At 71.4% G+C, this 25,482-nt stretch carries 22 protein-coding genes; 11 read left to right on the top strand and 11 right to left on the bottom strand.

The window, feature by feature from the left end; genetic code table 11:
* Positions 1-57: 57 nt before the first annotated feature.
* The gene (fxsA, locus tag ABZ470_RS13420; protein ID WP_352011547.1) at positions 58-222 is read right to left on the bottom strand and encodes an FxSxx-COOH cyclophane-containing RiPP peptide; all 165 of its coding nucleotides are present in this window, start codon (positions 220-222) and stop codon (positions 58-60) included.
* Between the two features lie 260 nt (positions 223-482).
* Here fxsA and fxsT point away from each other — a divergent pair, with 260 nt between their 5' ends.
* Complete coding sequence (gene fxsT, locus ABZ470_RS13415; protein ID WP_352011548.1) at positions 483-3,020, top strand: FxSxx-COOH system tetratricopeptide repeat protein; 2,538 nt, start codon at positions 483-485, stop codon at positions 3,018-3,020.
* 1 nt (position 3,021) lies between these two features.
* On the opposite strand, the gene ABZ470_RS13410 is transcribed toward fxsT, so the two are convergent.
* A complete protein-coding gene (locus ABZ470_RS13410; RefSeq protein ID WP_362911500.1) occupies positions 3,022-4,368 on the bottom strand; it encodes an HEXXH motif domain-containing protein in 1,347 nt (448 codons plus the stop codon).
* Positions 4,365-5,594, bottom strand: coding sequence for an FxsB family cyclophane-forming radical SAM/SPASM peptide maturase (locus tag ABZ470_RS13405; protein ID WP_362911499.1), 1,230 nt, complete (start codon positions 5,592-5,594; stop codon positions 4,365-4,367). Before ABZ470_RS13405 ends, ABZ470_RS13410 begins: the two co-directional genes overlap by 4 nt.
* 790 nt (positions 5,595-6,384) lie before the next feature.
* On the opposite strand from ABZ470_RS13405, the gene ABZ470_RS13400 reads away from it, so the two are divergent.
* Positions 6,385-7,272, top strand: coding sequence for an SIR2 family protein (locus tag ABZ470_RS13400; RefSeq protein WP_352011728.1), 888 nt, complete (start codon positions 6,385-6,387; stop codon positions 7,270-7,272).
* 37 nt (positions 7,273-7,309) lie between these two features.
* On the opposite strand, the gene ABZ470_RS13395 is transcribed toward ABZ470_RS13400, so the two are convergent.
* The 4 genes from ABZ470_RS13395 to ABZ470_RS13380 all read right to left on the bottom strand — a co-directional run bounded on the left by ABZ470_RS13395 (position 7,310) and on the right by ABZ470_RS13380 (position 12,114).
* On the bottom strand, positions 7,310-8,971 hold the full coding sequence (locus ABZ470_RS13395) for a hypothetical protein (protein ID WP_352011551.1): 1,662 nt from the start codon (positions 8,969-8,971) through the stop codon (positions 7,310-7,312).
* A gap of 64 nt (positions 8,972-9,035) precedes the next feature.
* A complete protein-coding gene (locus ABZ470_RS13390) occupies positions 9,036-9,986 on the bottom strand; it encodes a sugar kinase (protein WP_362775715.1) in 951 nt (316 codons plus the stop codon).
* Positions 9,987-9,993: 7 nt separating this feature from the next.
* Positions 9,994-10,932, bottom strand: coding sequence for a pseudouridine-5'-phosphate glycosidase (locus ABZ470_RS13385; protein ID WP_362911498.1), 939 nt, complete (start codon positions 10,930-10,932; stop codon positions 9,994-9,996).
* 117 nt (positions 10,933-11,049) lie between these two features.
* Entirely contained in the window at positions 11,050-12,114 is a 1,065-nt protein-coding gene (locus ABZ470_RS13380; protein ID WP_362911497.1) for a putative sulfate exporter family transporter, read from the bottom strand.
* A 70-nt stretch (positions 12,115-12,184) separates the two neighbouring features.
* Here ABZ470_RS13380 and ABZ470_RS13375 point away from each other — a divergent pair, with 70 nt between their 5' ends.
* The 8 genes from ABZ470_RS13375 to ABZ470_RS13340 all read left to right on the top strand — a co-directional run bounded on the left by ABZ470_RS13375 (position 12,185) and on the right by ABZ470_RS13340 (position 21,129).
* Positions 12,185-13,081: a LysR family transcriptional regulator gene (locus ABZ470_RS13375; RefSeq protein ID WP_362911496.1), complete on the top strand. Its 897-nt coding sequence runs from the start codon at positions 12,185-12,187 to the stop codon at positions 13,079-13,081.
* A 254-nt stretch (positions 13,082-13,335) separates the two neighbouring features.
* On the top strand, positions 13,336-14,553 hold the full coding sequence (locus ABZ470_RS13370; RefSeq protein WP_352011556.1) for a cytochrome P450: 1,218 nt from the start codon (positions 13,336-13,338) through the stop codon (positions 14,551-14,553).
* The gene (locus ABZ470_RS13365) at positions 14,550-14,756 is read left to right on the top strand and encodes a ferredoxin (protein WP_362911495.1); all 207 of its coding nucleotides are present in this window, start codon (positions 14,550-14,552) and stop codon (positions 14,754-14,756) included. The genes ABZ470_RS13370 and ABZ470_RS13365 overlap by 4 nt, the downstream gene beginning before the upstream one ends.
* A gap of 18 nt (positions 14,757-14,774) precedes the next feature.
* On the top strand, positions 14,775-15,509 hold the full coding sequence (locus ABZ470_RS13360; protein ID WP_362911494.1) for a response regulator transcription factor: 735 nt from the start codon (positions 14,775-14,777) through the stop codon (positions 15,507-15,509).
* Between the two features lie 3 nt (positions 15,510-15,512).
* Positions 15,513-16,871 (top strand): HAMP domain-containing sensor histidine kinase, encoded by a 1,359-nt coding sequence (locus ABZ470_RS13355; RefSeq protein WP_362911493.1) that lies wholly within the window; start codon positions 15,513-15,515, stop codon positions 16,869-16,871.
* Positions 16,872-17,102: 231 nt separating this feature from the next.
* On the top strand, positions 17,103-18,290 hold the full coding sequence (locus ABZ470_RS13350) for a glycosyltransferase (protein WP_362911695.1): 1,188 nt from the start codon (positions 17,103-17,105) through the stop codon (positions 18,288-18,290).
* A complete protein-coding gene (locus ABZ470_RS13345; RefSeq protein WP_362911492.1) occupies positions 18,287-20,392 on the top strand; it encodes a glycosyltransferase family 39 protein in 2,106 nt (701 codons plus the stop codon). Before ABZ470_RS13350 ends, ABZ470_RS13345 begins: the two co-directional genes overlap by 4 nt.
* An 80-nt stretch (positions 20,393-20,472) precedes the next feature.
* Complete coding sequence (locus ABZ470_RS13340; RefSeq protein ID WP_352011561.1) at positions 20,473-21,129, top strand: TetR family transcriptional regulator C-terminal domain-containing protein; 657 nt, start codon at positions 20,473-20,475, stop codon at positions 21,127-21,129.
* A gap of 35 nt (positions 21,130-21,164) precedes the next feature.
* Here ABZ470_RS13340 and ABZ470_RS13335 read toward each other — a convergent pair whose 3' ends face one another.
* On the bottom strand, positions 21,165-22,508 hold the full coding sequence (locus tag ABZ470_RS13335; protein ID WP_362911491.1) for an FAD-binding oxidoreductase: 1,344 nt from the start codon (positions 22,506-22,508) through the stop codon (positions 21,165-21,167).
* Between the two features lie 209 nt (positions 22,509-22,717).
* Here ABZ470_RS13335 and ABZ470_RS13330 point away from each other — a divergent pair, with 209 nt between their 5' ends.
* Positions 22,718-23,059: a hypothetical protein gene (locus tag ABZ470_RS13330; RefSeq protein ID WP_362911490.1), complete on the top strand. Its 342-nt coding sequence runs from the start codon at positions 22,718-22,720 to the stop codon at positions 23,057-23,059.
* Between the two features lie 36 nt (positions 23,060-23,095).
* On the opposite strand, the gene ABZ470_RS13325 is transcribed toward ABZ470_RS13330, so the two are convergent.
* The 3 genes from ABZ470_RS13325 to ABZ470_RS13315 form a co-directional block, all read right to left on the bottom strand.
* Positions 23,096-23,356: a hypothetical protein gene (locus ABZ470_RS13325; protein WP_352011564.1), complete on the bottom strand. Its 261-nt coding sequence runs from the start codon at positions 23,354-23,356 to the stop codon at positions 23,096-23,098.
* A 67-nt stretch (positions 23,357-23,423) separates the two neighbouring features.
* On the bottom strand, positions 23,424-24,275 hold the full coding sequence (locus tag ABZ470_RS13320; RefSeq protein WP_362911489.1) for a helix-turn-helix transcriptional regulator: 852 nt from the start codon (positions 24,273-24,275) through the stop codon (positions 23,424-23,426).
* Positions 24,276-24,663: 388 nt separating this feature from the next.
* Complete coding sequence (locus tag ABZ470_RS13315) at positions 24,664-25,470, bottom strand: enoyl-CoA hydratase family protein (RefSeq protein ID WP_352011566.1); 807 nt, start codon at positions 25,468-25,470, stop codon at positions 24,664-24,666.
* Positions 25,471-25,482: the final 12 nt, after the last annotated feature.

Below are 25,482 nucleotides of genomic sequence, written 5' to 3'. Positions count from 1 at the left end.
TTCGGAAAACCCGGTCCCACAGCCGCCGGGCGCGTTTCCCGGCCGGATGGAACGGCGTTATATGGCCGACTGGAAACCGGCGACCGGACCGGTTTCCTCGGTGTCGAGCAGGCGCCGCAAGGCCTGGCTGAGGCGAGAGTCGTCGACCCGGTCGAGGTCGGCGAGGTTCAAAGAGGTGACGTCAATCAGGCCGTTGCTGAAATCTGTGGCCTTTTCGCTCATCTGGACTCCTGGCGCTTGGAGGCGAGGCCGGCGTCCGTGCCGTTTTCCGCCCGCTCGGCTTACCCGGTCATCCTTCCATGTCCGGCCGGGGGCTCCTAACATCGGGGGACCGGCGACCCGCGCTCACCAAAGAAGTCGGGCGATTTGCTCCCTAAAACATATTTAGTGGCATTGAAACGGGAGTCTGGCCTCTTTGTATGGGTGCGCGCCGTGTTCGGAAGTCTAAACTCATCTCGGATCGGGCGAGTGGAGGCGGTCGCGTGTCCGTTGCACAATCGTCGGAGGGTTCCCGGACACCGGGACGCCAGCCCCAGGTCTGGGGCAAGGTGCCGCAGCAGAACAAGAACTTCACCGGCCGGGAGAGCCTGCTCGAAAGACTGCACGAGTCGGTCACGTCCGACGTCACCGCGGTCGTCCCCCACGCCCTGCACGGTTTCGGCGGAGTGGGCAAGACACACGTGGCCATCGAGTACGCCTGGCGCTTCCGCCACGAGTACGACGTGGTCTGGTGGATTCCGGCGGACCAACCCATACTGGTGCGCTCCTCACTGGCCGGTCTCGCGCCGCACCTCGGCCTGCCGTCCCTGACCACGACCGGGATCGAGGACGCGTTCACCGCCGTGCTCGACGCGCTGCGCAGGGGCAGGCCGTACTCCAAGTGGCTGCTCATCTTCGACAACGCCGAGCAGCCGGAGGAGATCAACGAGATCGTGCCCCGAGGGCCGGGGCACGTGCTGATCACCTCGCGCAACCACTCGTGGGGGAGCGTGGTCGAGACCCTGCCCGTCGACGTGTTCAGCAGGCAGGAGAGCGTCGAGTTCCTCGGCAAGCGGCTGCCGGGGAAGGTCGGCGCCGAGGAGACGGAGCGGCTGGCCGAGGAACTGGGAGACCTGCCGCTGGCCCTCGAACAGGCGGGGGCGTTGCAGGCGGAGACCGGGATGTCGGTCGAGGAGTACTTCCGGCTGCTGCGTGAGCAGACGACCCAGTTGCTCGACGCCAACAAACCCTCGGACTACCCGCTGTCCATGACGGCGGCGTGGTCGCTGTCGGTCTCGCAGCTCCAGGCGAAGCTGCCCGAGGCGGTCGAACTGCTGCGATGCTGCGCCTTCTTCGGTCCCGAGCCCATCCCCAGGGACGTGTTCAAGGGACTGCCCGAGGACCTCGCCTCCGACTCCAAGCTCGGCGCGCTCCTGGCCAACCCGATCCTGCTGAGCAAGGCGATCAGGGAACTCGGCCGCTACGCCCTGGCGCGCATCGACTCGGACGCGAGGACCATCCAGGTCCACCGGCTGGTCCAGGCGCTGCTGCGCGACGGCCTCGACCCCCGGGAGCACCCCGCCTACCGCGACGAGGCGCACCTGCTTCTGGCGGCGGCGGCGCCGGGTCTTCCCGACGACAACGCCCTGTGGCAGGGATACTCCCAGCTGCTGGGGCACGTGACGCCCGCGGACGTGGAGAGCAGCAGCAAGCCCGGCATCCGTGGGTTCGCCCTCGACATGGTGCGCTACCTGTACTCCTCGGGGAGCTACCAGTCGGCCAGTGACCTGGTCGGCCGTCTCATCGAGAGGTGGCGGGCCGACAGCGGTCCCGACGACCAGTACGTGCTCTCCGCGCAGCGGCACTTCGGCATCGTCCTGCGCGAGCTCGGTGACTACCGCGCCTCCTACGAGCTCAACCGCAGGACCCTCGACCGCATGCGGACGATCCTCGGCGAGCAGCACGAGGAGACTCTCCTGCTCACCAACAGCCACGGCGGCGACCTGCGGACCCGGGGAGACTTCGCCGCCGCGCTCAGGCACGATGAGGAGTCCTGGCGCCAGCACGAGATCGTCTTCGGTCCTCGCCACCGCCGGACCCTGCGGGCGATGAACAACCTCTCCATCGACTATCTCCTGCTGGGCAACTACGTCGAGGCGCGCAAACTCCAGGAGAACGCCTACAGACTGCAGAGCCTGGCCAACTCGGACGCCAGCACCTCCAACGTGCTGGCCTCCTGGAACGGCCTCGCCCGTGTCGTCAGGCTCAGCGGGAACTACTCGGAGGCCTGCGACCTCGGTCAGGACGCCTACGAGTTCGGCGTCCAGGAACTGGGCGGCGACCACCCCTGGACCCTGCGGACGGCCAAGGACCTGTCCATCGCCAAACGCAGGGCGGGGCTCACCGACGAGGCCCTGGAGATCGCCCAGCGGACCTTCGAGCGCGAGGAGCGCACCTTCGGCAGGGACCATCCCGACACCCTCGCGGCGGCGCTGTGCCTGGCCAACGCGCAGCGCGCGACGGGGGAGGTCACCGCGGCGCTCGAACTGCTGCGGGACACCGCAGACCGCTACCCCCGCATCTACGGCGGCGACCATCCCTTCAAGTACGGCTGCGACATGAACCTCGCGCTGCTGATACGCGTCAACGGGGACGTCGACGAGGCCGCGGAACTCGACCGCAGATCACTGGCGGGCTTCGACGTGAGACTCGGCAGGGAGCACCACTACTCGCTCACCTGCGCCATCAACCTGGCCAGCGACCTGGCCGCCCAGGGCGACACGCACACCGCCAGAGAGCTGGGCGGACGGACGCTGGAGCAGCTGCGGGCGCTGCTGGGCACCGACCATCCGCTGACCCTGGCCTGCGCCATCAACCTGATCGCGGACCTGCGCGCAGAGGGCGAGCAGGAATGGGCCGACATCCTGGCGGTCGACACCTTCGAGCGCTACCAGCGTGTGCTGACCAACGAGCATCCGGACGTGAAGGTGGCGATGCGCGGTGAGCGGCTCGACTTCGACTTCGACCCGCCCGCGCTGTGACTCACGTGCCCGCCGGAGGGGGCACGGGGGAGATGTCCGCCCGCCCGTTGTTCCTGAGCCAGCGCGCGCGGTGGCGGCTCGCGCGCTCCTCACCGATCGCCCGTGCGCCCGCGGGGACCGGTTCGCCCGCCCAGCCGTCGAGCCGGCGCGCCATCTCGGTGACGAAGGTCCTGCCCGGGGCGGTCAGCCTTCCGCTGTCGATGAGGGTCCGCGCCACCATGGAGGCGGCCTCACGCCACCGGGAGAACTCGGCGTCCGCGTGCACCCGGGCCTGGCCCGTCTCCAGGTGCCGCTGACGCCGCCAGAAGTCGGTCACCCCCAGATAGGCGTAGGCGCCCTGGAGAAGACCGGGAACCGGGCGGGGATCCTCACGCCAGGGGGCGTAGTAACGCGACCCGTCGTCGGGCATGGTCAGCGGGACGAGGTCGAGAAGGGCCGAGAGCTTGGCGTGCTGGGTCTCGTGCGCCAGGGTGACGGCCAGGGTCGAGGCGTCGGGCGGGGTCGACAGCGCGACGCAGCCGAAGGTCTCCCTGGAGGTCGAGCTCGACTGTCCCAGAGCCGGGGGCCGCAGAGGGGTCAGCACCGTTATGGCCGCGGCCACCTCCTCCGCGGTGGTCCGATGGTGGCGGACCAGCAGGCCCCACGCCCTGTGCAGCGTCGCCTGCCAGCGCCTCGCCTCGGCCTGGGTGAGGCGCTCGCCCATGTTCGTGGTCTCCGGCATGCGGTAGGGGTCGATGTCGTCGATGACGACGTTGATCGGGGTGCCGTCCGTCTCCGCGGACAGCTCCCGCATCCCCCGCCAGCCGGGGGCGTCCTGCCGGGGGTCGGCGGGAATGCGGACGATCACCCCCTCTGCCGCGACCTCGGCGCACTCCGGATCGCACTGGACCGTCACGCAGGAGACGGTCGGCGACAGGACGGCCTGTCCCAGGGACGGCAGGGTGACCACCCCCTCGACCGCGGGGACGTCGATGTCGCAGGTCGTGCCGGAACGGATCGCGGCGACCGCGGCGAGCGCGGCGAGCCGGGCGGGGGCGGCCTCCGGATCCCCGGACTCAAGGGCCTTGATCGTACGCCGTGCCCAGGCGCCCACGGCCGGGTGGCGGACGACGGCGTTGACGACGCCGGGGTGCGCGCGCTGGATCGTGGCCAGCAGGTCGTAGGCACGGCGGGTGGCGGCGGCCTCGGGATGACCGCACGCCCGCGCCGCCTCCAGCACCCCGCGCACGAGGAGGACGTGCTTGCTGTGCTGGGCCGCGGCCAGGCACGTGACGGCCGCGGTCCCGCCGCCGCCCCGGGCGAGCTCGGCGAACATCTCCTCCGGAATCCGGTGTTCACGCAGGTTCATCGTGCTCCTTCGTCTCGCGCTCTCTCGGCTGCGGCTCCCACCCGGGCCGCCAGGTCCTTCTCCACGGTCTTCCTGACGTGCCCGACGAGGCGGAGCAGGTCCGGGCAGTAGACCGACGGGTTGGCGAAGCCGCTGCCCGCGCGGTAACGGTGCGCGTAGAGTCCGCCTCCGCACACCCCGCCCACCGGGCATTGACGGCATTCGGCGGCCAGCGCGAGGGCGCCGATCTGGCGGGCGGCGATCGCGGGCAGTGCGAGAGCGGCGTCGAAGGGGTCGCGGGTCACGTGCAGGCCCGTCTCGGGAGCGCCCTGGTAGGCCGACTTGAGCAGGTCGGACTGTTCGACGCCACCGTCGGTCTCCACGACCACCATCGCGACCGGGGACAGCCCGACCTGCTCGCTCGCGGAGGAGCCGCCGAGAAGCAGGTGGATGATCTCGCCGAACAGCCGGACGTCCGTGCGCCGGCGCGGCGTACCGTACCAGTGGTCGAACACCCGGATCAGCCAGTCGGCGTACGGTGTGCCGGAGGCGCCCGCCTCCCGGCCGGGCGGGGGCGCCGACCAGTTGCCGTGCGGAAGCAGGAAGTCGACGGCGGGCGGATCGAAGGCGGCGAGGGCCTCGTAGGCGCCGACCGGGTCGTTTCTGAGGTCGACGGTGCACAGCAGGCCGCCGAAGAGATGCCGGAAGTCCGGCGAGGTCAGCAGCCCGAGGGCCGTCATGACCGCCGCGTGGCTGCCCTGGCCGTTGGCGCGGCGGCGGCTGCGGTCGTGCATCGCCTCGTCGCCGTCGAGGCTCACCCCGACCCGGACCCCCAGCTCGTCGAAGAGCCTGAGGTAGCGAAGGTCGAGCAGGGTGGCGTTGGACTGGAGGCTGACCTTCAGGTGGGTGCCGGGAGCCGTCTCCGAGCGGACGCGGGTCACGATCTCGCGGATCGGCTCCGTACCGGCGAGCAGTGGTTCGCCGCCGTGCAGGACGAGTTCGACGGCGTCGAGGTCGTGGGCGCGGACGTGCTCGCCGATTCTCGCCGCCGTGGCGGCGAGGATCTCGGCTGACATGACTTTGGGACGGTCACGCCAGCTTGAATCCGCCATTTCGTACACATAACAGTACTTGCACGCCAAATCACAACGGCTGTGAATCTTGACTACGAACTGGCGGAACGGAGTCGGCTGCCAGCCTCCGGCCGTCAGACCCTCGACATCCAGATTCGAAGGCCACTCGCGCACCGCTGATCAGCCTCCGCTTCGAGACCAGGTCGTGTGACGCCTCAGGAGGATTACAGCATAGGGGAAAGTGTCCGGGGGCATTGAGGAGAGGCGGGCCGAACGCCTGTGCGGAAATTCGCGGCGCTCCGATCGGGACGTGAGCCGCTGTTCGGGATGAAGTTCCCGGTGGGGGTGGAGTTGGCATCGGTAAGTATGTTGTACGGGTATACAGGATATTTCGTAAAATAGAGTGATTTCCGGGCGCCTGGACCCGTTCCAGGGAAGTGGGCCCCGCGAGCCGCGAGGCCAAGGAAGTGGATCCCTCTCCCCGCGGTGAGGTGTCCTCCTCCCCGAGGAAAGCGCCGCCGACGCCGAAGGTTGATTTACGGGATGGGGTATTACAGAATCGCGTAAGCCACTAAAAGGTGCAGGCTCCCTTGAATAGCGTCGTGGTGTGCTTTTGGTTGACCGAAACCTGAATGTGAGGCGCGATGGGGCGTGAAGATCATATATTCACGGCGTCGAGAAGAGGCCGATCGCTCCCCAGGTCCCGCGTCTCGTTGACCGAACGCCGGGAAAAACTCGAAAACGCCGGGACCGCGATACGGGGAAGAGGCGTGAGGTGAACCCCTCCCGCACCCCCGGACGTTCACGACGGTCGAGAGGACGGGCGCGGCCGCGTTCCGCCCCTGCCGTACGGCAAGGCGGCGCGCTCCACGGGCGGAGGGGTGCCGTACCGGCGCAAACGCGCCGCCGGGGAGCCGTTTCCGCTGGAATCCCGGTCTTCGAGGTGGTGCCCTAGGTGCACGACATGGGGGAGGCCGAGTGGGAACGACTGCTCGACCAGTTGAAACACGGGGACTGCACACCGTTTCTCGGGTCGGGCGCCTGCGCCGGTGTCCTTCCCACGGGGACGGCGCTCAGCCGGAACATGGCACGCCGGTGGGATTATCCATTCGACAACGACTACGACCTTCCCCGGGTCGCGCAGTTCGCGGCCATGCGTTACGGCGACCCCGTGTACGTCAAACGGCTGGTCTGCCAGGAACTGGACGCCGGGGCGGTCCCCGATTTCCTCGATCCGCTGGAACCGCACAGCCTGCTGGCGAGTTTTCCGCTGCCGGTTTATCTGACGACCAACTACGACGACTTCATCTTCCGGTCGCTTGAGGCGGCGGGGAAAAGCCCCGACGTCGCGGTGTGCGCCTGGAACGACGGGCTCGCCTACGCCAAGGACCTCTTCGCCGGGGACGGGAGCGGCCCCCGTCCTGACAGGCCGCTCGTCTACCACCTGCACGGCAGGCTGGGGGACCCGGCCTCGATCGTGCTGGCCGAGGACGACTACCTGGAGTTCGTCGCCAACCTGGCGCTGGACAGCGCGGCCGACGGGCAGCGGATGCTGCCCACCTCGATCCTGGAGGCACTGACCAGGAGGCCCATCCTCTTCATGGGGTACAGCCTGCAGGACTGGACCTTCCGCTTCCTGTTCCACAGCCTGGTGAAGGCGGTGCCCGGCATCAACCGCCGCAGGCACGTGAGCGTGCAGCTCGCGCCGTCCCCCGCCGGCGCGAGGGCCGACATCCTGCAGATCCAGCGGGACGTGGCCCGTTACTACGAGGACTGGCGGATATCCATCTTCTGGGGGACGGCCAGGGATTTCTGCCGCGAGCTGCGACGGCGGATGGGGCCGGTCCCGTGAACCCGGTGGGCGGCGGCCGCCGCCCACCGTCCGCCCGTCAGGACGGCAGCTGGGCGTCCAGGCGGTAGCCGTCGACCGTGACGTACACCTGGTCCCCGGGGCGCGCGTTCAGGCGCATCAGCACCGGCTGCAGGGAGTCGAAGACGGGGTGGTCCCGCCACACCAGCACCACCGCGTTGTCGCCGGGACCGGTGACCGAGAGCAGGGTGCCCGGACGCATGCCGAGCTGGGTGGCGTACCCCTCGGGCACCGCGACCGGGGCGCCGCGCAGGTGCTCGCTGGTCACCTCTATCCGCTGCCAGCGGCTCGGGTCGGTGGCCGGGCTGGTCGGCGGGTGGAGCGGGGCGCGCTGGCTGGTGATGAGGTGGGGCCTGGTGTTGCCGGACAGGGCCGACAGCGTGGCCAGGGCGGCACGGGGGTCGATGGCGTTGGCGTTCACCTGCGGGATGGGCTGGCCGCCCCGGTGGTGGTGGTGCCCGTTGGCCCCGGGGGTACGGCGGGGCAGCTGCCTGTTGCCGGGCTCCGCGGCGGCGTCGGGGACGGCCGAGCCCCGCTCCGCGCTGGCGGCCAGGGCGTCGAGCCAGGCCTGCGCGGAGTGGGTGCGGATGCCGAGCCGCTGCTCCATCAGCGAGACCGTCTCGGAGTCGGCCGGTTTGCCGCCCATGAGCTGCCGGGTGCGGTCCCGCAGGCCGCCCAGGTCGCCGACGACGAGCCAGCCGTCCTGGAGCCGCCGGTCGGGCATGAGGGTGACCAGCACCCGCCACAGCGGGGTGCGCAGTGTGGGCACCTCGATGGGGTGGGCCGGGTCGGCGCCGATGAGCTGCTCCTGGGTGGCGGCGGCGCCGAGCCACTCGGTGAGCCCGAACATGTGGCCGGTGAGCGGGGCCGACTCCGAGGAGCGCAGCCACAGCAGGATGCGTTCCTCGGCGGCGCGCTGGGCGACCGACAGCGCGCCGAGGTCGGCGTTGAGCTTGTGGGCGAGGGCACGCAGGCTGATCGGGTCGACGGCGAACAGGCGGTCGACGGCGACCGCGCGTTCGAGGGGGCCCCAGTCGCGGAACATGTTGTCCACCAGGCCGACCAGCGGGTAGTCGCTGAGCCTGACCTGCGGCTCGGGCGCGGGGGCCTGCTGGGGTACGGCGGGTGCCTGCGGCTCCTGCTGCTCGGCCTGCGCGGGTGCCCCTGCCGACGCCTCTGCGGGTGTCGCTGCGGGTGCCTCCGCGGTGGGCCGTTCCGCCTGCGCGGACGACTCGGCGGCCGGGGGGACGGCGATCCCGGGGATCTGGCTGAGCACCTCACGGAAGACCGCGGTCATCACGGTCTCCGGGGTGGTGGGCAGGGAGGAGCCGCCCAGGTCTCCCGCGGTCAGGCGGCGCAGCCTCGACCAGCCGCCGAGGCCGGTGATCGCCGCGCGGGCGGGTTCCGGCCAGCCGGGCAGCGTGGGATCGACGGTGTGCACGTGCAGGGCCGGCAGGACGTCGCTCAGGGGAAGGTGGTCCCATCTGGACATCGAGAGACGGGCCAGCCGGTCGCAGACCCAGTCGAGTCCGGCCGAGTTCAGGGCCTTGGGCAGGGTGACCGAGGACCACCATCCCGCGGGCAGGCGGGGATCGGCCAGGGCTTCGGCGACCTGCTGTGCTCTGCTCCAGCGCAGGGCCGGGACCAGATCGCTCAGGCAGATCGATGACTCGGCATCCATCGGCGGACCGCAACCTCCCCAAAGTGACACATGTGGCTAATGGTGCAGCCTACGCCGCAAGCTATCAATTAGCATGAGAGTGGGTAAAGCCGGTGGACGCCAAACCAGACGTGAGAATACGCGGCCGACCGCCGACCGCTGTCACGGCCTCGGCTCCGGCGCGGCGTCCCGCGTCCAGCGCGGCCTCGTCGTCGTCCCCTCTCAGGAGGGCGGTCAGCAGACCGGCGGCGAACGCGTCACCCGCTCCCGTCGAGTCAACCACTTCCGCGGTGAGTCCGGGAAGCCGTGCGGTCAACTTTCCTTTCCGCGCCAGCAACGCCCCGCCGGGGCCCAGCTTGACCGCCGCGGCGCCGTAGCGCAGGCTCAGCCGGCCCGCGGCGCTCTCCGGGTCGTCCGCGCCGGTCAGCAGCAGGGCCTCGTCCAGGTTCGGGATGACCAGCTGGGCGGCCGAGGTCTCCCTGATGAACCGCTCGGGGCCGAAGGAGCGCAGGAAACCGGTGGAGGCCGGGTCCACGCTGATCGACACGCCGTTCCGCACGGCCTGCTCCAGGGCGAGCCTGGACAGCTGCAGGCCCGGTTCGGCGAACAGGGTGTAGCCGGACAGGTGCAGGTGGCCGACCCCGTCGAGCAGGTCCTCCTCCCAGTCGTCGGCGCAGATGTGCCCGCCGGCGCCCCGGTTGGTGAGCATGGACCGCTCACCCGTCGGATCGACCATGGCGATGACCACGGCGGTCGGGCGCTCGGGATCGACGCGCAGGTGCGTCCTGACCCCGCCGCGGCGCAGTTCCGCGGCGTGCCACTCCCCGGTGTCGTACCCGACCCTGGTCAGGATCCGCGCGTCCGCGCCCAGATGGGCGGCCCAGGAGGCGGTGTTGGCCCCCGAGCCCCCCGGGCGCAGCACGATGTCGGCGGCGGTGTCCGTGCCGACGGCCAGTCCGGAGAGCGCCGGACCCTCGTGCAGCGCGACGACGTCGGTGACGACGTCACCTATGACGAGCAGACCCGATCCGGCCACGATCGCCTCAGTTTCCCCGGCTCCAGGCCACCGCGATCCGTCCCGCGAGGCGGACGTTGCCGCGCACCGCGGCCAGGTTCGCCTCAAGCGAGGCGCCGTCCGTCCCCTTGACCAGGTACTCCAGCAGGAACGGGGTGATGGCCTGGCCGCTCACCCCGCGATGCCGCGCCTGCGCGAGCGCCTCGGCCAGGACCCGGTCGTGCAGGGCCGGGTCGAGCTGCTCGTCCACCGGGACCGGGTTGGCCACGATCAGCGCGGACTCGGGCCCGTCGAGCGCGTCCTGGGCCCGCATGATCTCCGCGGCCTGCTCGGGCGTCTCGATGCGCCAGTCGACGGGCCGGCCGGAGGTGTGCAGGTAGAAACCGGGGAATTCACCGGTGCGGAAGCCCGCGACGCCGACGCCCCGGGTCTCCAGGCGCTGCAGGGTCGCCGGCACGTCCAGGATCGACTTCACGCCCGCGCAGACGACGGTGATCCGCGTACGGCTCAGCGTGTCGAGGTCGGCGGACTCGTCCTGGGTCTCGGTCCACTCACGGTGCACTCCGCCGAGCCCGCCGGTGGCGAAGACGCGGATGCCCGCCCTGGCGGCCAGGAAGGAGGTCGCCGAGACCGTCGTGGCGCCGCTTGAGCTGAGCGCGGCAGCGACCGCCAGGTCGCGGAAGCCGAGCTTGCGCAGGCCGGGCTCGGTGGCGATCCGTTCGAGGCCGTCCTTGTCCAGGCCGATCCGCGCCACGCCGTCGAGCACCGCGATCGTCGCGGGTACGGCCCCGGCCTCGCGGACGAGCCCCTCAAGTTCCCGCGCGACCTCCAGGTTGCGGGGCTGGGGCAGGCCGTGCGAGATGATCGTGGACTCCAGCGCCACGACCGGGGCGCCCTGCGCCAGTGCCTCGGCCACCTCGTCGGATGGGCGGAGCACGCTGTCGATGGGCTGCTCGGTGGTACGCATGAGCGGGTTCTGTCTCCTCGTCCTGCCTGGATGGCTGCTCAGTGGAACCGGGTAAAGAAGCTGCTTGTTCCAGAAAGAGCACGTTACGGGGGATATCGGATGGCGTCTACCGGGACATCAGCCGATGGCGAGGACGCCGATCAGTGAGATAGCGCCGATGACAGCGGTCGCCAGCCCGCCGAGGGCCAGGGAACGGCCACCGCGCGCCAGCGTCCTGAGATCCACTCCGGTCCCCAGCGCGAAGAGCGCCGCCGCCAGCGACAGCGCGGTCACCTGGGGGACGATCTCGACGACCCCGCCGGGTACGACTCCCAGGCTCCTGACCGCGACCGCCGCCAGGAAACCCAGCACGAACAGCGGCACCAGCGGCGGGCGCCGTACCCCACTCCGGTCACGGCTGCGGTCACAGGCCGGGCGGCGCAGGGTGAGGGAGGTGAAGGCGACGAGCGGGGCGAGCAGCGCGACCCTGGCCAGCTTGACCATGACAGCGCAGGCGAGCACTCCCGTCCCGGCGGTCGCGCCTATGGCCGCGACCTGGGCGACCTCGTGCACCGAGGCGCCCGCCCACAGGCCGAGCCCGTACGGCGAGAGCCCGGCGAGCCGCGCGACCACGGGCAGGACGACGAGGGCGGCGCTGCCGTACAGGACGACGACGCCGACCGCGCCTGCCACGTCGTCGTCGTCTCCGTCGGCCACCTCATGCATGGCGGCGACCGCCGCGGCGCCGCAGACCGAGACGCCGGTGGCGATGAGCAGCGACCTGCGCGGGCTCACCCCCATTCGCGGGCCGATCCACCGGGTGAGGGTGAACGTGCAGACCGTCGAGACGGCGACCAGCGCCAGGGGCCGCCAGCCGAGCGCCAGCACCTCGGGCAGCGCGACCTGCAGTCCGAGCACCACGATCGCCAGGCGGAGCAGCCTGCGGGAGGCGAAGCGCAGGCCCGCGCCGAACACGGCGGGCGGTGTGGTGAGGCTGCCCAGCGCGACCCCGAGCACCACCGCGACCACGGCCGGGCTCACCCCGGGCAGCGCGCGGCCCGCCCACTGGGCGACGGCCACGGCGCACGCCGTCAGGGCCAGGCCGGGCAGGAGACGCAGGACCGCCACGACCTGGGGCGGGCCCGCGAGGAGTCCGGCAGGGGGCCGGTGGCGAGGGGAGGCGGAGAGCGGGAAGAGGGACATGTTCCGAGTCTCAAACCGGACAGGGGTGGCCGGTAGCCGCGCTCTACCTGGAAGGTCATAGCCTAGGGCTATGAGTGACCTGCCCGACCTGGAGTCCCTGCGGCTGCTCGTCGACGTCGAACGCCTGGGAAGTCTCGGTCAGGCGGCGAGGGCGGTGGGCATCGCCCAGCCGTCGGCGAGCAAGCGGATCATGCTGCTTGAGCGCCGCCTCGGGCTGCCCCTGCTCGAACGCACCCCGCGCGGCTCGACCCTCACCCCGCAGGGCGTGATGATCGCGGCCTGGGCGTCGCAGGTGCTGGCCGCCGCGGAGGAGCTCATGCGCGGCGCGCGGGCCGTACGGCACGGCAGGGAGGCCCACCTGCACATCGCGGCGAGCATGACCGTGGCCGAGTACCTCCTGCCGCGCTGGCTCGGGGAGCTGCAGACCCGCGAGCCCCAGGTGCAGGTCGGGCTGGACGTGCAGAACTCGGCGGAGGTCGCCAGGCTGGTCGGCGCGGGCATCGAGCTGGGCTTCGTCGAGGGTCCCTCGGTCCCGCAGGGACTGGCCTCCAGGGTGGTCGCGACCGACCGGCTCGTCGTCGTGGTCGCGCCCGGCCATCCGTGGGCGCGCCGCCGTACGGCGCTGCTGGCGGCCGAGCTCGCGGCGACGCCGCTGGTCGTCCGCGAGCGGGGCTCGGGGACCAGGGAGACCCTGGACCGCGCGCTGGCCGGGCACGAGGTGGCCGCGCCCCGGCTCGAACTCGGCTCCAACGCCGCGGTCAAGGGGGCGGCAGGCGAGGGGGCCGCCCCGGCGGTGCTCAGCGGCTACGCCGTCGAGGGCGAGCTGGTCACCGGACGCCTGATCGAGGTCGTGACGAAGGGCATCGACCTCGAACGCCGGTTGCGCGCGATCTGGCGGCGGGGCCGTACGCCGACGGGACCGGCGGCGACGCTGCTGAGGATCAGCCTGGCGACCGCACGGGAGTGAGGCGTTCCCTTCGCCGTGCGGCTCCGGGAAGGGTGCCCGGCCCTGGTATGGGCGCCGGAGCGCCGTGGGCGAGTCGGCCGCTCCACTCGGCGAACAAAACCATCTACCTGCTGAATTAGCCTTCTTATATAGATTCGCCGGACATTTATTGCCATTATGCACTTTCTGGTTTATGTCATACCTTGACGGCCATTGTCCTCGTCCCTACTTTCATGTGGTAAGTGGAGTGGCTCGGTCCGTGAGGAGTAAGCCTTATGACCCAGAGTTTCCCCGTTCCCCGTACCTGCCCGTACGCCCCGCCGCCCGAGTACGCGCGCCTCCGGGAGGAGGGTCCGCTGGTCAGGGCGGAACTTCCCGGCGGCCAGGTCTGGCTTGTGACCCGGCACAGTGAGGCGCAGCAGGTTCTCATCGACCCCCGAATCAGCACTAATCCAACCAATCCGGGACATCCGATGGCCGCCCTGGTGATCGAATCCCCTTCCGAGGAGGAACTGCGCTTTCGGGAAAAGTATCAGCAGGGACATTTCGGTGATATGGATCCGCCCGGGCACACTCTCTACCGGCGGTTGCTGATCCCCGAGTTCACCGTCCGGCAGGTCAAGGAGATGCGTCCCGGCATTCAGGAGGACGTCGACCGGCTCATCGACGACATGCTCAAGCAGGGCTCCTCCGCCGACCTCGTCGAGGCGTTCGCGCTGGCCGTGCCGTCGCTGACGATCTGCAGGATGCTCGGGCTGCCCGAGGCGGGCGGCGACTTCTTCCGCGACCGGATGAACACGATGATCGCCGTCGGCAGCAGCTCGACGCAGGAGGCCGTCACGGCGGCCGCGGAGGTCTGGGAGTATCTCGACGTCCTGGTCACCAAGGCCGAGCGGGAGCCGGGCGACAACCTCGTCGGGCGGCTCGTGACGGCCGCCGCGCAGAGCGAGGAGATCTCCCACGACGCCCTGGTCGGCATGACGATCCAGCTGCTCGTGGCGGGGCACGAGACCACGGCCAACATGATCTCGCTCGGCGTTCTGACGCTGCTGCGCAACCCCGGTCACCTCGCCGCGCTGCGCGACGACCCGGCGGGCTGGCCGACGGCGGTGGAGGAACTGCTGCGCTATCTCTCGATCGTGGACTGGGTGGGCTTCGACCGGGTCGCGACCGAGGACGTGGAGATCGGCGGCCAGGTCGTCAGGGCGGGTGAGGGCCTGTTCGTCCTGGGCGCCTCGGCCAACCGGGACGCCCGCGTCTTCGACCGGCCCGACGACCTGGACCTCCGGCGCGGCGCGCGCAACCACATGGCGTTCGGGTACGGCGTGCACCAGTGCCTCGGGCAGAACCTCGTCCGCGCCGAGCTGGAGATCGCCTACCGCACCCTCTTCGAACGGATTCCCGGCCTGCGCGTGGTGGGCGCCGATGACGACCTGCCGTTCAAGTACGCCGGTGCGATCTTCGGCGTCCGTGAGCTGCCGGTGGCGTGGTGAACGCGAGGATCGTCGTCGACAGGGAGCGCTGTGTCGGCGCGGGGCAGTGCGTGCTCGCCGCGCCGGAGGTCTTCGACTCCGGTGACGACGGTCTGGTCAGGGTGGTGGGCGACACCGAGACCGGTACCGCCGTCGCCGACGGCATCCGTCACGCGGTACGGCTCTGCCCGGCCAGGGCGCTCAGCCTGCGTGAGGACGGCTGAGGTCCTCATCCTTCTCTCATGAGAGCGGTCTACCGTTGGGGCATGGGCGACGGTGAGACGGCGCGGGTGCTGGTCGTTGACGACGAGCCCGCGCTGCGGGAGGCGCTGCAGAGCAGCCTGGAGTTCGAGGGTTACCGGGTCGGCCTGGCCCAGGACGGTCAGGCCGCACTCGACGTCCTGCGGCGGGAGCCGTACGAGCTGGTCCTGCTCGACGTGATGATGCCGAGACTGGACGGGCTGACCGCCTGCCGCAGGCTCAGGGCGGCGGGCAACCACGTGCCGGTGCTCATGCTCACCGCCCGCGACGCCGTCGGGGACCGGGTCTCCGGGCTGGACGCGGGGGCCGACGACTACCTGGTCAAGCCGTTCGAACTGGACGAGCTGCTGGCCAGGGTCAGGGCGCTGCTGCGACGCGGGGCGCTGGCCGTCTCCGCCGCGCACGGCGACGGCGACGCCGTGCTCGGCTACGGCGACCTGCGGATGGACACCGCCAGCCGGGAGGTGTCCAGGGCGGGCGAAGCGCTCGAACTGACCAGGACCGAGTACCTCCTGCTCGAACTGTTCATGCTCCACCCCCGCCAGGTGCTCACCCGTGACCAGATCCTCAGCCAGGTCTGGGGCTTCGACTTCGAACCCTCCTCCAACTCCCTCGACGTCTACGTCATGTACCTGCGCCGCAAGACCGAGAGCTCCGGGCTGCCCCGCGTGATCCACACCGTCCGCGGCGTCGGCTACGTGCTACGGGCCTCCTGAGCCGTGAGAGGGAAACGCCGCTCCCTGCGCTCCAGGCTCACCCTGCTGGTCGCGACGGCGGTCGCGGTCGCGATCGCGGTGTGCGCGGCCGTCTGCTGGTTCATCGTCAGGTCCGAGCTGCTCGACCAGATGGAACGCTCCCTGAACGCGCCCAAGGGCCCCCAGGGCAACGAGTGGATCGAACGCAGCTGCGCGAGCCCTCCTCCCGAGCACCAGCCGCCCTTCCCCCGCTTCCAGCTCCTGCAGGCGATCGACACCGGCGGCGTCAGGTGCGTCATCGGCTACACCGGGGTCCGGCTCGTGCCGGGCGACCAGGCCGTGGCGAAGGCGCCGGAGGGGACGCAGCACTTCCGCGACGGCGTGACGGACGAGGGCGCCCCGGTCCTGGTGCTCGTCAGGAGCGTCGGCTCGGGGCTGGCGGTGATGGAGTCCCGGCCGCTGGCGGAGTTCCAGTCGACCCTCACCACGCTCGCCTGGATACTGGCCGGGGTCGCCGCGCTCGGCGTGGTCGGCGCGGCCTCGGCCGGTCTGTTCGTCTCCCGTACGGCGCTGCGCCCGGTCGGCCGCCTCGCGGAGGCCGTCGAGCACGTCGCCAGGACCGAGGACCTGCAGACCCGCCTCCCGGTCGAGGGAACCGACGAGATCGCCCGCCTCGGCGCCTCCTTCAACGCGATGACCACCGCCCTGGCCGCCTCCCGCGAGCGCCAGCGCAGGCTGGTCGCCGACGCCGGGCACGAGCTGCGCACGCCGCTCACCAGCCTGCGCACCAACATCGACCTGCTGCTGCGCAGCGAGAACACCGGCCGCCCGCTCGGGGCCGCCCCGAAAGGCAGGCTGCTGGCCGGTCTCAAGGCCCAGTTCGAGGAGATGTCCACGCTGGTCGGAGACCTGTTGCAGCTGTCGCGCTCGGAGAGCGAGCACGAACCGCACGTCGAGGTCGCCTTCCACGAGGTGGTCGAGACCGCCGTGCGCAGGGCCAGGCTGCGGGCCCAGGAGAGCCCGATCCGGGTCGAGCTCGAACCGTGGTACGTGCGGGGAGAGCGGGCCGCCCTGGAACGCGCCGTGGTCAACCTGCTCGACAACGCGGTGAAGTTCTCCAAGGGCCCGGTCCTGGTGCGGCTCGCGGCGGGGGAGCTGTCCGTCAGGGACCACGGCCCCGGCATAGCGGGGGAGGACCTGCCCTACGTCTTCGACCGGTTCTGGCGCTCCTCGTCGGCCAGGAGCATGCCGGGCTCCGGGCTGGGACTGGCCATCGTGGCGCAGGCCGTACGGGACGCCGGGGGAGAGGTCGTCCTGGAGAACGCGGAGGACGGCGGTGTCCTGGCCAGGGTACGGCTTCCCGGCTTCCCGGGATCGGCCTGACCCGGGCATTCGACCCACCACTTGTCCCGAAATTTCCTGAAAAGTCCCGAGAAAGGGGCCTGGTTCGCGGGGACGGCTTCCCGGTTGTCTCGGGGTGTCCCGCCTCGCCCGTGGGTCCGCCGGTTTTCTCACCGGTCGTTAACGATCGGCTCAGGATCGCCCAAGGTCCCCCGATGAGCCTGGGGACATGAGAGATCCGAGTCGTCACCCATGGGAGGCAGCGTGAAGCAGATGTCCGCGCCCGTGCGCACCCGGCTGGTCGAGGTCGTCGTCCCCGTGCACAACGAACAGCGGGTGCTCGCCGAGAGCGTGCGCCGCCTGCACGACTACCTGTCGGGAAACCTCCCCTACGGCTTCCGCGTCACGATCGCGGACAACGCCAGCACCGACGCCACCTGGGAGATCGCCGTCGGCCTGGGCAGGGAGCTGCCCCACGTGCACGCCGTGCACCTGGACGCCAAGGGACGCGGGCGGGCGCTGCGCAGGGTGTGGTCGGCCAGTGACGCCGACGTGGTCGCGTACATGGACGTCGACCTCTCGACCGGTCTGGACGCCTTCCCGCCACTGGTCGCCCCGCTGCTGTCCGGGCACAGCGACCTGGCCATCGGAACCCGGCTGTCCCGGGGCGCCAACGTCGTCAGGGGTCCCAAGCGGGAGATCATCTCGCGGACCTACAACCTGCTGCTGCGCTCGGCCATGGGAGCCCGCTTCTCCGACGCCCAGTGCGGCTTCAAGGCAGCCCGCACCGAGGTCGTCCAGGCGTTGCTGCCCGCCGTCGAGGACGAGGAGTGGTTCTTCGACACCGAGTTGCTCCTGCTGGCCGAACGGCACGGCCTGCGCATCCACGAGGTGCCCGTCGACTGGACCGACGACCCCGACAGCCGGGTGGACATCCTCAGGACCGTCCTGGACGACCTCAGGGGGATGGCCAGGGTCACCCGCAAGACCCTGTCCGGCGCGGCCGGGATCCCGGTGCCGCCGAGGGTCCAGCGGGCCCGGCTGCCCATCGGCATGGCCGGGCAGCTGCCCAGCTTCGCGGTGATCGGCGCGGTCAGCACCCTGGCCCACCTCGGGCTGTTCGTCCTGCTGCGGCTGGTGATGCCCGCGGTCGCGGCCAACGCCGTCGCCCTGCTCGTCACCGCCGTGGCCAACACCGCGGCCAACCGCCGCTTCACCTTCGGCGTCACCGGCCGCGCCGGCGCGCTGCGCCACCAGTTCGAGGGCGGCCTCGCCTTCCTGGCCGGTCTGCTGCTGAGCACCGGCGGCCTGGCCCTGCTGCACCGCCTGGCACCGGGCGCCCCGGCCGCGGCGGAGATCACCGCCGTCGTCGTGGCCAACGCCCTGGCCACCCTGATCCGTTTCCTGCTGCTGCGCACCTGGGTCTTCAGCCCGCGCCGCACGAGGAGGCCGGGCCGATGACCACCACGGGGAACGACTCACCCGTCATCGACGACCCCGTCACGCAGCCCCCGGCCAAGGTCGGAAGGCCGCGCCGGATCCTCCTCGGCGCCCCCGGCGACCCCCGGTGGGCGCGTCCCGCCCTGTGGGCGGTCCTGGCGCTGGCCGCCGTACTGCACCTGTGGGCGCTCGGCCGCAACGGCTACGCCAACTCCTACTACTCGGCGGCCGTGCTGTCCGGCACCCGCAGCTGGAAGGCCTTCTTCTTCGGGGCACTGGACGCCGGGTCGTTCATCACCGTGGACAAGCCGCCCCTGGCGCTGTGGGTGATGGGGATCTCCGCGCGGGTCCTCGGGTTCGGGACCTGGAGCCTGCTGCTGCCCCAGGCCGTCGCGGGCGTGGCCGCCGTCGGCGTGACGCACTCGGCCGTACGGCGCGCCCTGCCCGGTACGGCGGGTCACGCGGCCGCGCTGATCGCGGCGCTGGTGATGACGCTGACCCCGATCACCGTGGCGATCAACCGGGACAACAACCCCGACACCGTCCTGGTGCTGCTGCTGGTGCTGGCGGCCTGGTGCTGCCAGGAGGCGATCCGCACCGGCCGTACCCGCACCCTCGTCCTGTCGGCCGTGCTCGTCGGCCTGGCCTTCAACACCAAGATGCTCCAGGCCTACCTGGTGCTGCCCGCCTTCACCCTCGTCCACCTCGCCACGGCTCCCGGAACGGTGCCGCGCCGCCTCGGCCGCCTGCTCGCCGCGGGCGCCGCGCTGGTGGTCTCCAGCGCCTGGTGGATGGTGGTCGTGGACCTGTGGCCCGCCGAAGATCGTCCCTACATCGGCGGCAGCACGGACAACTCCGTCCGGGACCTGGTCGTCGGCTACAACGGCCTCGGCCGGATCCTCGGGCAGGACTTCGCCGGGGGCGGTCCGGGGGGCGGTGGCTTCGGGGGAGCGGGCTTCGGCGGCGCGTCCGGGGCGGGACGGCTGTTCAACGACGTCATGGCCGGGCAGATCTCCTGGCTGCTGCCCTTCGCCGCCGTCGCCCTGGCCGCCGGGCTGGTGTTCACCGCCCGTGCCCGCCTGCGCCCCGCCCGGGTGGCGCTGCTGCTGTGGGGCGGCTGGCTCGCGGTCCACTACGCGGTGTTCAGTTTCTCCAGCGGCACCTTCCACCCGTACTACTCCACCGCCATGGCTCCGGCGGTCGCGGCGCTGACCGGGCTGGGCGGGGTGCTGTCGTGGCACGCGGGCCGGACCCGGCGCTCCTGGGCCTGGGTGCTGCCCGCCGCCCTGGCCGTCACCGGGGCGTGGGCGTTCACGGTGCTGCGCCGTACACCGGACTTCGTGCCCTGGCTGGCCTGGGCGGTCGCCGGGGTGACGGTGGTCGCGGTGACGGCCACGGCGCTGTCCGGAGCGCTGTCCGGAACGTCGTCCGGGACGTCGTCCGGGCTGAGGCCGGGATCCCCGCGGGGCCGCGCCCGGCTTCTGGCGGCGTCGGGCGTGGTCGCGGCGCTGTTCACCGGGCTGGCGGGTCCCGCGGCGTACGCGCTGACCCCGCTCGGCTCCGCGGTCAACGGCACCAACCCCACCGCGGGGCCGCAGACCGGCGGGTTCGGCGGGATGCGAGGTGGTTTTCCGGGAGGGTTCCCCGGCGGCGGCCGGGGAGACCGTCCGGAGGGCCTCCCCGAGGGGTTGCCCAAGGATCCTCCCGAGGGTTCTCTCGAGGGCCTTCCCGGTGGTTTCCCCGGCGGGCCGGGAGGCGGCATGAGCGAGAAGACGATCGCCTACCTGAGGAAGAACATGGGCGGCGCGACCTGGCTGGTCGCGGTGAGCAGCGCGCAGGGCGCCTCCTCGGCCATCCTGTCCACCGGCCTGCCGGTCATCGCCATGGGCGGCTTCGTCGGAGGCGACCCCGCCATGACGGTCGAGCGGCTCACGGCGCTGGTCGCCTCGGGGGAACTGCGCTACGTCATCCCCGGCGGCGGCCGGGGCGGTCCCGACTCGGGAGGCTCCGAGGTCACCGCGTGGGTGAGCGCCAACTGCGCCGTCGTGGCCCCCGCTGAGTACGGCGCCGAGTACGGCGGAGGCACCCGGGACGGCCGGTCGCTCTACCGCTGCGGAGACTGACGACCGGGGCCGGGGCCCCTTGACTGGGCGGCCAGTCAAGTAGTACGAGGCCCCGGTGCCCGCTGCTGTAGTCTTGCGCAGTGCAGAGCGGAGGAGGGGCGCGCGGCAGCCGCGCGGACCAGGCCGACCAGCGCCGGGCCGAGCTTCTTGAGGCCGCCCGGCGGGTGGTGCTGGAGCGCGGGCTCGCCAGCACCCGTGTCGCGGACATCGCCAAGGCCACCAACGTGAGCGGCGGGCTGATCCACTATCACTTCGCCACCAAGGACGACCTCATCACCGAGATGCTCCGCAGCACCAGCGAGTCGGAGATCCAGCGGCTGAGGGAGATCGCGGCGGAGCGGGGCGGCGCCGTCGAGCGGCTCGACCGGGTCCTGCGTTTCTACATCCCGGCCTCCCGCTCCGACCAGAGCTGGATCCTCTGGCTCGACGCCTGGGCCGTCGGGGTGCGCGAGGCGCACGTCAGGACCATCCTGCTGGAGCTTGAGGGCGCCTGGATCGAGATCCTCGCCGAGGTGATCTCACAGGGGGCCGAGACGGGCGAGTTCACCTGCGACGACCCCCAGGGGGCGGCCGAGCGGATCGACGGGATGCTCGACGGCCTGGTGGTCCGTTACACCCTGCACGCGGGCGGCATGTCCCGCAGCAGGCTGCTGCACCACGCCAGGGTCGCCGCGGCCCGCGAGGTCGGCCTGAGCCCCGCCGTCTTCGAGGAGCAGTCCCCCGCCCCCGAGGACTGACCCCTCACCTCCCTCACCGTCGCCTCAGCGGGGGATCAGCCGAGGACCGGGTAGTTGGCGCGCAGCACGCCACGGGGGTCACGGGCCCGCTTGACGTCACGCAGCCGGGCCAGGACGTCGCCGGGGAAGGCCGCCGCCGCGCGCTCCCCGACCCCCAGGAAGGTGTACGGCTTGCGCCCGCTGGTGTGCGGCACGAACTTCCCGGCGATCTCCTTGAGCCGGGTCTCCACGGCGGCCGTGGCCTCGGGGCCCGGGGTGACGCCGAACATGTAGAGCGAGTAGGGCTCCGTCAGATGGCCGCAGGCGCCGCCGCCGGGCACCGGACGGGCGAGCGCGCCGCCCAGGTGCCGGACCTGAAGGCTGACCAGCGGGGCGATGGGCTCCGACAGCAGCGCCCCGGCCACCGCGTCGTCCAGGCCGGTCAGCAGCTCCGCGTGCCCGAGGGCGGGCGCCGGGTCGGACGGCTCGGCGCAGACGTCCCCCAGGGCGGCGACGGGCAGCGGCCCCCGCGTGTCGGAGACCGTCCCGCCGATCGCCTCGAAACGGCGCAGCAGGTCGCGCCCCTCGGCCGCCTCCCCCAGGAAGGTGGTGTCGATCGTCACCATCGACCTGCCGCGCAGGTGATCGGGCAGGAAGTCGAACGGGGGGAAGTTCAGCAGCGTGAACCAGACCGCGAGCTCCTCGGGGGCCGAGGCGGTGACCTCGCGGAAGGCGGCGAGCACCTCGCCCGCCCGCTCGGCGGGCCACATCAGGCGCCCGCCGTACAGGTGGGGAGCGGGGTGCAGGTCGAACTCGACGGCCGTCACCAGCGCGAAGTCACCGCCGCCGCCGCGCAGGGCCCAGAACAGCTCGGGGTCGGAGTCCGCGTCCACCCGGAACGCCTCCCCTTCGGCGTCCACGACGTCGAGGGCACGGACGGAGTCGGCAGCGTGCCCGTGACGGCGGCTGAACCAGCTCAGCCCGCCGCCCAGGGTGTAGCCGACCACGCTGGGCGCCGTGGAACTGCCCGCGAGACCGGTCAGGCCGTACGGGCTCACGGCGGAGAGCGCCTCGGCCCACCGTACGCCCGCCCCGACCCGGGCCAGCCGCTCCTCGGGCCGCACCTCGACACCGCCGAGCGCGCCGGTGCGCAGCAGGATCACCCCCTCGACGTCGCCGGTCGCGCCGTGGCCGCTCGGCTGGGCGGAGACCGAGAGCCCGGCCAGCCGGGCGTAGCGGACCAGGGCGGCCACGTCGGCGGCGTCCCGCGCCTCGACCACGGCCAGGACGGGCTGGTCAACGGCCAGGTTCCAGGCGGCCCTGGCCCGGTCGAAGCCCTCCTCACCCGAGGCGAGCACCTGTCCCCTGACCGCGCGCCGCAGGTCGTTCCCGATTGTCATGATCTATCCCTTCGGTCGATGCCCCGACTCTGGCGTGACCGATTTGGAGACGACTTGGGGTTGGTTTGAGGTCGACCACAAATGGGAGTTCGCCATTTGGCCGGTTACGGACAGTTCCGTGGCGTGACGCCGGGAAGGCGGGGGGTGGGCCATGCTTGTGCCGCCGGTCGGGACGGCCCCGCCGGGACGATCTCGAAGGGGAGGCGGGAGTGGACGCCCTGCGGAGGCTGCGGATCAGGGGAACGCTGTCGGCGCTGGTGATCCTGGCCGCGGGGGCCACCGCGACCGCGACCGCGGCCGACACCCGGGCGGACGGGCGTTCCTGCGAGCCGTGGACCCTGTGTCTCCGGGCGCCCGCCGTACCGTCCGCCGTGACCCCCGGGCCCGCGGGTCACCGGCCGTGGACGATCGGCGACATCACCGGCGACAGATGGTGCCTGTACGCGCGACCACAGGGCCGGACGGACCTCGTGGGAATCCTCGGCGGGCGCGAGGGCAACCTCGAACGCTGGATCAGGAACAGGGGCGCCAGGGCGCCGGGACCCTGCTGACGGGGCGTCGGCGGGGGCCGGAGACCGGGTGAGGGGTCAGGCGGGCAGCGCGGCGAGCAGGAAGGCGAGCCGGGCGGCGGCGTCCTCGATGTTGTCGGCGCTGCCGAGCCGGTAGCCCCACGAGGTGATGAACCCGCCGTCCTGGGAGCAGGTCACGGTCTCGGTCAGGGTGCTGCTGAAACGGTTGCGCACCGAGACGTAGGCGGGGTCGTCGAAGGAGACCCGCTGCACGGCCAGATCGGCGTGCTGCCGCGCCGCGGCGGCGAACTTCTCAAGGCAAGACAGCGTGTCCAGCATCGTGCATCACCTCCGTCTCGACAGAGAATTGCACGATCTTGGGAGGTTAATCAAGCAATTGCGGATACTAAACCCGAGATTGTCGTGTGAAATCCTCCAATACCTTGACGATCACCGCTCTGGCGTCCTCCCTGAAGGCCGCGACCTGATGGAACTCCTCGAAGCTGTGCTCGTAGAACGCGATGTCCTCCGGGTCGCGCAGGATCAGGTCACGGGTCCTGGTCGGCACCGCCACCTGCCCCCTGTCGTAGATCCAGAAGCCGTTGATCGGGGCCGCGGGCAGCGGGGCCTCGAAGGGCAGGACGCCGAACTCCACGTTCGGCAGCGCGGTGACCGCGAGCAGCCGGTCGAGCTGGCCGCACATCACCTCCGGCGGCGCCAGGCGGTAACGCAGCGCGGCCTCGGACATGAGGAACCGGAACGTCCTGCTCGGGTCGTAGAGGATCTCCTGGCGCCGCATCCGCACCCTGATGGCGGCGTCGACCTCGTCGGGCGCGTTGTACAGGCGTTTGATCCTGGTGAAGACGCTGCGGGCGTACTCGGTCGTCTGCAGCAGGCCGATGATCACGCCGGGCTCGACCACCCGGAACGTCTGGGTCCGCGACTCCAGGTCGCGGATGTCCTCCTGGAGCGTGGCCAGGCCGGTACGGTGCCGCTGCCGCCAGGAGTCCTGACGTTCCAGCAGGACGCAGGCCTGCTCGATCAGCTCCTCGACGACCTCGGGGGTGGCCTCGACGGCCTGGCCCCAGAGGGTGACGTCGTCCTCGGTGGCGGTCTGCCGCGCGTTCTCGATGCGGGAGACCTTGGACGGCTGCCACCTCAGCCGTTCTGCCAGCTCCTTGCCGGACAGCTGCGCGGCCTCGCGCAGCTGCCTGAGCCGGGCGCCCAGCTCGGTGCGGACCTGCTGGAACTCGCTCACCCGATCTCCTCCGCGGATCGCGGGGGGCGGGGCGCCCGCGCGCCCACCGGCTCGCCCGTTCCGCGCGCCCGTCGAATCTCCCGCATGGTTCGCACGAGGGTAGACCGAGCGCGCGGATCGTGCCATAGCCGTCTCCCCAATCGTGATCAATATGTGTGGGAACGTCCGGCGAGCGGCCTCCTGGTTCCGTCTCCCGGGGTGCGGCGCGGGCCGGAGGGGGTCGGAAAGCGCGAACGCATGACTGATTCCTTCCCCAATCCAGCATCTTCGGACAATTGCGCGCAATCCTAGACTTCGGAAGGTTGCATGAGGGTTTCAAATCTCGAAATGCCCATATTTCGTGAAATATGGGATTAATAGGACTTTTGGCGCGCGGCCGCCGTACGGCTCAGGATCGCTCGGGCACCCAGGAGGGGGCGCGCTTCTGCATGAAGGCCGTGATCCCCTCCTGCCCCTCGGCGGAGGTGAACCGCTGCGCCGACAGCTCGGCCATGCGCCGCGTCCCCTCCTCGAAGGACAGCGCGGGCACCTCGCGCACCAGCCGCTTGGTGAGCGCCAGCGCCTCAGGGCCGCCGCGCAGCAGCATCCCGGCGTAGTGGGCGACCGTCTCGTCGAGCAGTTCCCCGGGTACCGCCCTGGTCAGCAGGCCTATCTCCTGCGCCCTGGCCGCGTCGAAGGTCTCACCCGTCAGGAAGTACTCGGCCGCGGCCCTGGGGTCGAGCCTGCGCAGCACGGTCACCGAGATCATCGCCGGGACCACGCCGAGCCGTACCTCGGTGAACGCGAACGACGCCGTGTCGGGGGCGATCGCGAAGTCGCAGGCCGCGACCAGGCCGAGACCCCCGGCGCGGGCGGTGCCGTTCAACCGGCAGACGACCGGTTTCGGGCTCTCCCAGATCAGGCGCATGATCTCCGGGAACGAGGCGGTCACCGGGGCCCCGGGCGCGCCGCCGGGCTCGGTCCGCTGCTCCTTCAGGTCCGCGCCCGCGCAGAAGACCGGCCCCGTCCCGGTGAGCACGACGACACGCACCTCCTCGTCGGCGAGCGCCTGGGTGAGCAGGTCCTCCAGGTCGCCGAGGAGCCGCACGGACAGCGCGTTCCGGTTGCGCGGGGAGTCCAGGGTGATCGTGGCGATCCCGCCGGACACCTCCTTGCGCACCAGGCGCTCCACTGGCCGGTCCGTGTCGGTGTTCATCCACGCTCCTTG

It is taken from the genome of Streptosporangium sp. NPDC020072, from assembly GCF_040631445.1.
Lineage (GTDB): Bacteria > Actinomycetota > Actinomycetes > Streptosporangiales > Streptosporangiaceae > Streptosporangium.
The sequence above is the reverse complement of the archived record's forward strand: the minus strand, read 5'-3'. Positions and strand labels throughout refer to the sequence as shown.

Excerpts from the sequence above, each read along its gene's own strand:
- ABZ470_RS13345 (WP_362911492.1), top strand. The coding sequence starts at position 18,287 with ATGACCACCACGGGGAACGACTCACCCGTCATCGACGACCCCGTCACG.
- ABZ470_RS13360 (WP_362911494.1), top strand. The coding sequence starts at position 14,775 with ATGAGAGCGGTCTACCGTTGGGGCATGGGCGACGGTGAGACGGCGCGG.
- ABZ470_RS13335 (WP_362911491.1), bottom strand. The coding sequence starts at position 22,508 with ATGACAATCGGGAACGACCTGCGGCGCGCGGTCAGGGGACAGGTGCTC.
- ABZ470_RS13410 (WP_362911500.1), bottom strand. The coding sequence starts at position 4,368 with ATGAACCTGCGTGAACACCGGATTCCGGAGGAGATGTTCGCCGAGCTC.
- fxsA (WP_352011547.1), bottom strand. The coding sequence starts at position 222 with ATGAGCGAAAAGGCCACAGATTTCAGCAACGGCCTGATTGACGTCACC.
- ABZ470_RS13375 (WP_362911496.1), top strand. The coding sequence starts at position 12,185 with ATGAGTGACCTGCCCGACCTGGAGTCCCTGCGGCTGCTCGTCGACGTC.
- ABZ470_RS13350 (WP_362911695.1), top strand. The coding sequence starts at position 17,103 with ATGTCCGCGCCCGTGCGCACCCGGCTGGTCGAGGTCGTCGTCCCCGTG.
- ABZ470_RS13400 (WP_352011728.1), top strand. The coding sequence starts at position 6,385 with ATGGGGGAGGCCGAGTGGGAACGACTGCTCGACCAGTTGAAACACGGG.
- ABZ470_RS13325 (WP_352011564.1), bottom strand. The coding sequence starts at position 23,356 with ATGCTGGACACGCTGTCTTGCCTTGAGAAGTTCGCCGCCGCGGCGCGG.
- ABZ470_RS13370 (WP_352011556.1), top strand. The coding sequence starts at position 13,336 with ATGACCCAGAGTTTCCCCGTTCCCCGTACCTGCCCGTACGCCCCGCCG.
- ABZ470_RS13315 (WP_352011566.1), bottom strand. The coding sequence starts at position 25,470 with ATGAACACCGACACGGACCGGCCAGTGGAGCGCCTGGTGCGCAAGGAG.
- ABZ470_RS13385 (WP_362911498.1), bottom strand. The coding sequence starts at position 10,932 with ATGCGTACCACCGAGCAGCCCATCGACAGCGTGCTCCGCCCATCCGAC.
- ABZ470_RS13395 (WP_352011551.1), bottom strand. The coding sequence starts at position 8,971 with ATGGATGCCGAGTCATCGATCTGCCTGAGCGATCTGGTCCCGGCCCTG.
- ABZ470_RS13380 (WP_362911497.1), bottom strand. The coding sequence starts at position 12,114 with ATGTCCCTCTTCCCGCTCTCCGCCTCCCCTCGCCACCGGCCCCCTGCC.